The organism is Nocardia sp. NPDC058499 (assembly GCF_042719915.1).
Taxonomy (GTDB): Bacteria; Actinomycetota; Actinomycetes; order Mycobacteriales; family Mycobacteriaceae; genus Nocardia.
This window is the reverse complement of sequence record NZ_JBHXMZ010000002.1, coordinates 161,071-167,377: the sequence shown is the minus strand read 5'-3', so window position 1 is coordinate 167,377 and position 6,307 is coordinate 161,071. Positions and strand designations below refer to the sequence as shown.

8 protein-coding genes are annotated in these 6,307 nt (G+C 67.5%); 5 read left to right on the top strand and 3 right to left on the bottom strand.

The window, feature by feature from the left end; translation table 11 throughout:
- Window positions 1–114 precede the first annotated feature (114 nt).
- The gene (locus ACFWPH_RS05870; protein WP_378748411.1) at window positions 115–597 is read right to left on the bottom strand and encodes a MarR family winged helix-turn-helix transcriptional regulator; all 483 of its coding nucleotides are present in this window, start codon (window positions 595–597) and stop codon (window positions 115–117) included.
- Window positions 598–672: 75 nt separating this feature from the next.
- Between ACFWPH_RS05870 and ACFWPH_RS05865 the strand changes: the two genes are divergently transcribed.
- Together ACFWPH_RS05865 and ACFWPH_RS05860 are read left to right on the top strand one after the other, a co-directional pair.
- Complete coding sequence (locus ACFWPH_RS05865; protein WP_378748410.1) at window positions 673–1,179, top strand: carboxymuconolactone decarboxylase family protein; 507 nt, start codon at window positions 673–675, stop codon at window positions 1,177–1,179.
- A 341-nt stretch (window positions 1,180–1,520) separates the two neighbouring features.
- A complete protein-coding gene (locus tag ACFWPH_RS05860; protein WP_378748409.1) occupies window positions 1,521–2,375 on the top strand; it encodes an alpha/beta fold hydrolase in 855 nt (284 codons plus the stop codon).
- Window positions 2,376–2,573: 198 nt separating this feature from the next.
- On the opposite strand, the gene ACFWPH_RS05855 is transcribed toward ACFWPH_RS05860, so the two are convergent.
- Window positions 2,574–3,566: a TIGR03560 family F420-dependent LLM class oxidoreductase gene (locus ACFWPH_RS05855; RefSeq protein ID WP_378748407.1), complete on the bottom strand. Its 993-nt coding sequence runs from the start codon at window positions 3,564–3,566 to the stop codon at window positions 2,574–2,576.
- A 175-nt stretch (window positions 3,567–3,741) separates the two neighbouring features.
- On the opposite strand from ACFWPH_RS05855, the gene ACFWPH_RS05850 reads away from it, so the two are divergent.
- Genes ACFWPH_RS05850 through ACFWPH_RS05840 form a run of 3 tightly spaced genes read left to right on the top strand, consistent with a single transcriptional unit; the run spans window position 3,742 to window position 5,230 of the window.
- A complete protein-coding gene (locus ACFWPH_RS05850; RefSeq protein ID WP_378748406.1) occupies window positions 3,742–4,326 on the top strand; it encodes a MerR family transcriptional regulator in 585 nt (194 codons plus the stop codon).
- A complete protein-coding gene (locus ACFWPH_RS05845; protein WP_378748405.1) occupies window positions 4,323–4,538 on the top strand; it encodes a hypothetical protein in 216 nt (71 codons plus the stop codon). The genes ACFWPH_RS05850 and ACFWPH_RS05845 overlap by 4 nt, the downstream gene beginning before the upstream one ends.
- A complete protein-coding gene (locus ACFWPH_RS05840) occupies window positions 4,535–5,230 on the top strand; it encodes a hypothetical protein (protein WP_378748403.1) in 696 nt (231 codons plus the stop codon). Before ACFWPH_RS05845 ends, ACFWPH_RS05840 begins: the two co-directional genes overlap by 4 nt.
- Here the strand turns inward: ACFWPH_RS05840 and ACFWPH_RS05835 are convergent.
- Window positions 5,215–6,288: a class I SAM-dependent methyltransferase gene (locus ACFWPH_RS05835; protein ID WP_378748401.1), complete on the bottom strand. Its 1,074-nt coding sequence runs from the start codon at window positions 6,286–6,288 to the stop codon at window positions 5,215–5,217. The two genes, ACFWPH_RS05840 and ACFWPH_RS05835, sit on opposite strands and share 16 nt — an antisense overlap.
- Window positions 6,289–6,307: the final 19 nt, after the last annotated feature.

The following is a 6,307-nucleotide window of genomic DNA, read 5'->3' as shown; positions in this document are numbered from 1 at the left end:
AGGAAAGGGGGTAGGCGAGGGGTTCGTGGGCGATGCGGAAGAAAAACGAAAAAAAAACCAGAATCGCCCACCCCAACATCCCGCCCCCCCCCCCCCCCCACTGCTGTTCGTGGCTCAATCGCCCAGCCACTGCGTCGCATCGAGCCGGAAAGCATTCGGTGCGGCGACGGTGCGTAGACCGTCTTCCATCGCACGTAGATGCTGCTCGCCCAGGGCTTCTGCCCACTGCTCGCGCAGCCGGTCGAAGATCGCGGCCGAGAGGGTGAGCATGTCGTATCCGAGCGTGGTGAGGCGAACGAGCCGACGGCGCGCGTCGGTGGGATCGGCGGCGCGTTCCGCATAGCCGAGGGCGATGAGGCGGTCGACGGTTTTGCCCGCGGCCTGTTTGGAGATGCCGAGCCGGCGGCCGATATCGCTGGCGGTTGCTCCGTCGGGTCCGATCGCCTGCATAGCGAAACCGTGGGCGGGTCGCGCGTGCGGGTGGCCTCGGCGCGCGAGTTCGTCGTGTAGTTCGTCGATGAGGGTGCGGAATCCGGCCAGGAGGAGCAGCGGGAGTTCGTAGCCTGCCCGGGCGCGGTCCATGTCTTTCCCGGTCATCGCACGACCTTGGCAGGATGGACAACCTGGTTTACCATCATTTCGTCAACCATGTTGTCCATACTAGGAGTCGCGATGTTCGACCCGCATACACTCGAAACCGCCCCGGAGGGGTCACGCGCAACGATGGCCGCCATAACCGCCGGTGGCGGAGCGGTGCCCGACGCGGTCGCCCGGCTGGCCGCCTCACCGGAGCTGCTCACCGGATTCCTGGATATGACCGCGCGTTTCGACCGGTGCACGCTGGATCCGATCGCGCGGGAAGTGGTCATCATGACGGTGGCGGTACACAACGACTGCCATATCTGCATTGCCATGCATACCGGGAAACTGCGCACACTCGGTGCCCCGGCCGAACTGGCCGCGGCCCTGCGTGCGCAGCGGGCACTCGACGACCAACGCCTCGAAGCGGTCCGGGTGTTCACCCGCGAGGTCATCGCGACCGCCGGAGCCGTGGATACTCGGGCGCTCGACGCCTTCTCGGCGCACGGCTTCACCGAACGCAACGCGCTCGAAGTCGTCCTGGGTATCGGGACCTATACGATCTCGACGCTCGCCAACCGGCTGGTCAGGGCTGCGTAGGGGTGGCACGTTCGCGGGCGGCCGGAGTTCGGTTCGTCCAGCAGACACCGATCGCCCTTCGTGCACGAAAAATCTGGTAGCACCCGATAGCGTCGGGCGCTATGAAGGGTCCATGACGCGCTGGCCAGGTTTGCGGGTACTCCTGACGCTGCGGACGAACTTGCGGAAATCGACGCCGCGTTCGGAGAGGACGAGCTGGATGACTGAATGTCTGGATCCGTTGCCGACGGTGGTCTCCGCTGTGAAAGGCCGGGAGCGGAGTGATTCCCCGATGTACTGTCGGTCGGGGACCGGCCGGCCGAACGAACGGCGGGGCGGCGGATGGTGATCAAGGGGGCACAGTGGCTGAAACCACGCCGGTATTGCCGGTAACCGAACATCGGTTGGACGGTGTTCGGTGCGCGGTGTACGACAGCGGGCCCGCCGACAGCACGGAGGCTGTGGTGTTCGTGCACGGCAATCCGGGGCCGATGGACGATTGGGCGGAGCTGATCCCCGCGGTGGCGGGATTCGCGCGGGTGATCGCTATGGATATGCCCGGTTTCGGGCGATCGGAGCGGCCGCGTGCCTTCGATCACAGCATTGCGGGGCATGCGCGATACCTCGGCCTGCTGCTCGACCATCTGGGGGTCGAACGCGCGCATCTCGTCCTGCACGATTTCGGTGGGCCGTGGGGTTTGCGGTGGGCACTGGACCATCGCGACCGGCTGGCCGGGCTGGTCCTGATCAACACCGGTGTACTCGACGGCTACCGCTGGCATCGGTACGCGAAGGTCTGGCAGACACCGGTACTGGGCGAGCTTTTCCAGCTGGTGAGCAATAAGCGTGCCATGCATATCGCCCTCAACCGCGACAATCCCGTACCGCTGCCGGACTCCTATATCGACCGGGTCGACCGATACGCGGACTGGGCGCACAAGCGAGCAGTCCTCGAGCTGTATCGCAATTCCCGCGACCCGGTCAGCGCGTTCCCGGAAATGAACACCGATATCGCGGGAAGCGGTCTGCCGGTCTGTGTGCTCTGGGGCGACGGTGACCCCTACATCCCGGTTCGGTTCGCTGGGCTGCAGCGTAACTTCTTTCCCGAAGCCGAAGTCCATATCCTCGAAGGTCTCGGACATTGGCCTTTCATCGATGATCCGCAGGCAGTTCGGACCCCGCTGACAGCGTTCCTCCGCGCCCACGTGGGCGCCTGAATCCGCGATTGTGCCCCGGTCGCTGATGCCGGAGAAATCGGGGCTGTGGGTATTCCGGGCCACTGCGCGTATCGGCTCGGTGGACAATGGTTCGGTTCTTCCCCTTTCGCCGGGGCAGCTGGGCGGGTGGTTCGCCCGGCAGTTGGCGGCCGATGTGCCCTTCGTGGTGGCGCAGTACGTCGAGTTGCGCGGTGCTGCTCAGGACAGTGCCGGAAGCACTTCCCGTTCCAGGAGTTCGATACCGCTGGTGTCGTAGGCCGCTTCCGGGAAGTTGAAGATGGCGTAGCCCAGGCCGCGATCGCGGACGGCGGACAGCTTCTCCACGATCTGCTCCGGGGTGCCGACGGCGGCACCGCCGGTGGTCAGGTTGTCGATGTAGGCACGGGCCTTCTCCTCGCCCAGGACCGGGGCCAGCCGCGCCGCGTTCTCGGAGATGCGCTGCGCGACCTCGGCTTCGGTGGCGCCGATGACGACATTGAAGTTGGCGCTGCGCACGATGGCATCGAAATCGGTGCCGACATCGGCGCAGTGGTCGCGCAGGATCTCCGATTTGCGGGTGAATTCCTCAGGGTTACCGGCGAAGTTCGTATAGTTCGCGTATTTCGCGGCGATACGCAGTGTTTTCTTCTCACCGCCACCGGCGATCCACAGCGGGATCCCGCCCTCCTGCACCGGCAACGGCCGCACGATCGCGCCATCTACCCGGTAGTACTTGCCGTCCAGGGTGGCGGTGCCCGAACTCCACGCCTGCCGGAAGATCTGCACGCCCTCGTCCAGCCGGCCCAGCCGCTCCCCGGCGGTGGGGAAGCCGTACCCGTAGGCGCGCCACTCGTGTTCGTACCAGCCGCCGCCGATCCCCATCTCGGTGCGGCCGCCGGAGATCAGATCCACGGTCGCCGCGACCTTCGCCAGGTAGGCCGGGTTGCGGTAACTCATCGCCGTACACATCTGCCCGAGCCGCACCCGCGAGGTGGACGCGGCGAACGCCGACATCAGGCTCCACGCCTCATGAGTGGCTTCCTCGGTGGGTTCGGGCACGGTGTGGAAGTGGTCGTACACCCACAACGATTCCCACACCGGATTCGCATCGGCCCGCGCCGCGAGACCCCGCATCACCTCCCACTGCGCGGCGGGTTCGATACCCACCAGATCCAGCCGCCAGCCCTGGGGGATGAAGATTCCGAAGCGCACAGCACTCTCCTCCGTTGTCCGGGCCCGCGGGCCGCGCGAGATATATCTCGGCCTCCACTCTGTCGGCCGAATGGCGTCCGGGCAATGATTCCGCGCCGGCCGCGCGGAATCGGGTATTGCGTGCGGATTCTGTGGCCTTGACTGCGACGTAGCGTCACACCCCACGCTTGACGGTATGAGGATCAGTGAAATCGCCGCGGCCGCCGGAACCACCCCCCGCGCCGTCCGCCACTATCACCGGCTGGGCCTGCTCCCGGAACCCGTCCGCCCCGACAACGGCTACCGCGATTACGGCATGGCCGAACTGACCCGGCTCATGCGGATCCGCTGGCTTGCCGACAACGGCCTGCCGCTCGGTGCGGTGGCCGCCGTATTCGCCAACGAGCACGGCGCCTCCGATACCGAAGACCTGCGGGCCGACCTCGCCGCGCTGCACGACGAGATCACCCAGCGCATCACCCAGCTCGAGCGCAAACAGGAAGGTGTGGCCCGGATGCTGGCCGCGGTCGACGCCGGCCGCCGCCTCACCGCGCTCCCGGACGAGGTCGCCGATGCCTTCGACCGGGCCGCGAGCAGGCCGACGAACCGGAGCGCGCCGCACTCGACCAGGAACGCGACATGCTGGAGGTCTACGCCCTCTCCGGCGACACACCCACCGAAATGTTCACCTGGTTCACCCATGCCCTCGCCGACCCGGCCGCCCGCACCGGTTACCGCCGGCTGCTGCGCGGCTGGGAAAGATTGCACGGCCGCCCGGTGACGCAGTCCGCCGAACTGATCGAAGAGATGGCGCAGGAAATCGCCGGCCAGTTGCGGCGGCTCGATTTCGACAGCGTGGTCGCGGCGACCGCGGATATCCCGCACAGCGCACCCGCGCTGTCGGAGGACACCCTCGTCCCCGACCCCGCACAACGCCAGGCGGTCCGCCGCGCAATGGAACTGCTGACAGACACCAGTGGGGGACAGTCGTGACCGGGCTCGGGAGACGCCTCCGCAACCAGGCCCGGCTGTATCGCGGCCTGTGGCTGTGGCTACGCCGCACCACCGACCGCGACAGCCGCGACCAGCAGCCGCTCACCGCCGCCCGCGGCGTCCTCGCGCTGCCGATGGCCTTCCTCGCGGCGACCCTGATCGAAGTGGTCGTATTGCACCTGGTGATCCCCTGGGCGTGGCTCGGCATCACGCTGGCTGTGGTTTCGGTGTGGTCTCTGGTATTTCTGTTCGCAGTGGTCGTCGCCGATATCGTTTATCCACACTATGTGACCGGCCGAGAAGTGGTGCTGCGCCGATCCGGCCGCGTGATCGCGCGAGTACCACTCGACCGGATCGCGGCGGTCGCCGAATGCCGCCGCTTCAACCACACCGCGACCGCGTTCGATGACGGCAGGCTGTTCCTCGCGGGCCCCGACGGCACCACCACCGACCTGACCCTGCGCGACCCGGTCGCCGTGCATATCGACTCGCTACTACCCAGCGGTCGCATCACGGCCCGGACGACCCGGATCTGCCTCTCCCTCGACGACCCAGCCTCGCTGCGCACCGCGCTGAACGCACCGAACACCGCGACGGTCGCGTCGAACGCACCGACACGCGCCACCGTACCGAGCAGCGGGCCGACCGTGCCGAGCACCACCCGGGGCGCGGATGCTCAACCGAGCAGGTAGAAACGCCAGAATCCGAAATCCTCGATCGGCAGGACATCGAACCTCGTGAAACCCGCCTCGAGTGCGTAGTCCCGTAAGGTCGCGGCCCGCATCACGGTGCCGGTCCCGGCGCTCGGCGGGCTCGACATCCCGTCGGGCAGGCAGACGAACAAGCTGAACCCGTACATCAGCCGTTCCAGATCGTCCCCGCCGGGCGCGAACTCCGGCGCGACCGCCTCGTCCATCACCACCATGATCCCGCCGGGCCGCAGCGCCCGGCGCACGGCCGCCAATACCTCGACCGGCCGGGGCATATCGTGCACGCATTCGAACGCGAACGCGATATCGAACTCGCCCGCAAGTAGCTCCGCCGCATCCCCCATCGTGAACTCCACCCGATCCGCAACCCCCGCCGCGGCCGCATTTGCCACCGCACTCCGCACCGACGGACCATCGATATCCACCCCCCGCACCCGCGCCGCCGGATAGGCCCGGGCCAGCGCAATCGCCGACCAGCCCGCCCCACAACCGATATCGAGAACCCGCGCGCCGGGCGCCCCCAGCACCTCCATCACCTCGGCGTTGTCGTTCAACGCCGCCGCGAGCCGTTTCTCGTACCACGGCCGATTCCCGTCTGCCTGCCCTTCCCGCGCATCGTCGCCGAGCTCGTCCCAGCTCACCCCGCCACCGGTGCGGTAGGCATCGAGCAGTTTCGGCAGCGCCGGCCCCACCGCACCGAACAAACGCGCGATCGGGGCCAGATACTCGAGGCTGTGCTCGTCGGTGAGCACTTCCGCCGTCGCCGCTGGCACGGCGAACTCCCGCTCCGCGGCGCTCCCGTCCCGGTGCACACTCAGCAAACCGGTCACCGCCTGCTGTTCCAGCCATTCCCTGGCATACCGCGGATGGGTGCCGGTTCGCGCGGCCAGTTCGGCGGCGGTCGCCGGTCCGTCCGCGACGAGGCTCCGGTACCAGCCCAGGCGGTCCCCGACGAAGATCGCCAGTAGGTCGACGGCGCCCAGCACGGACTGGAATACGCGTTCGGCCGTCGCCGTCGCGGAACCCCTCTCGGTGTCCATGTGGGCCACTATCCTCCGC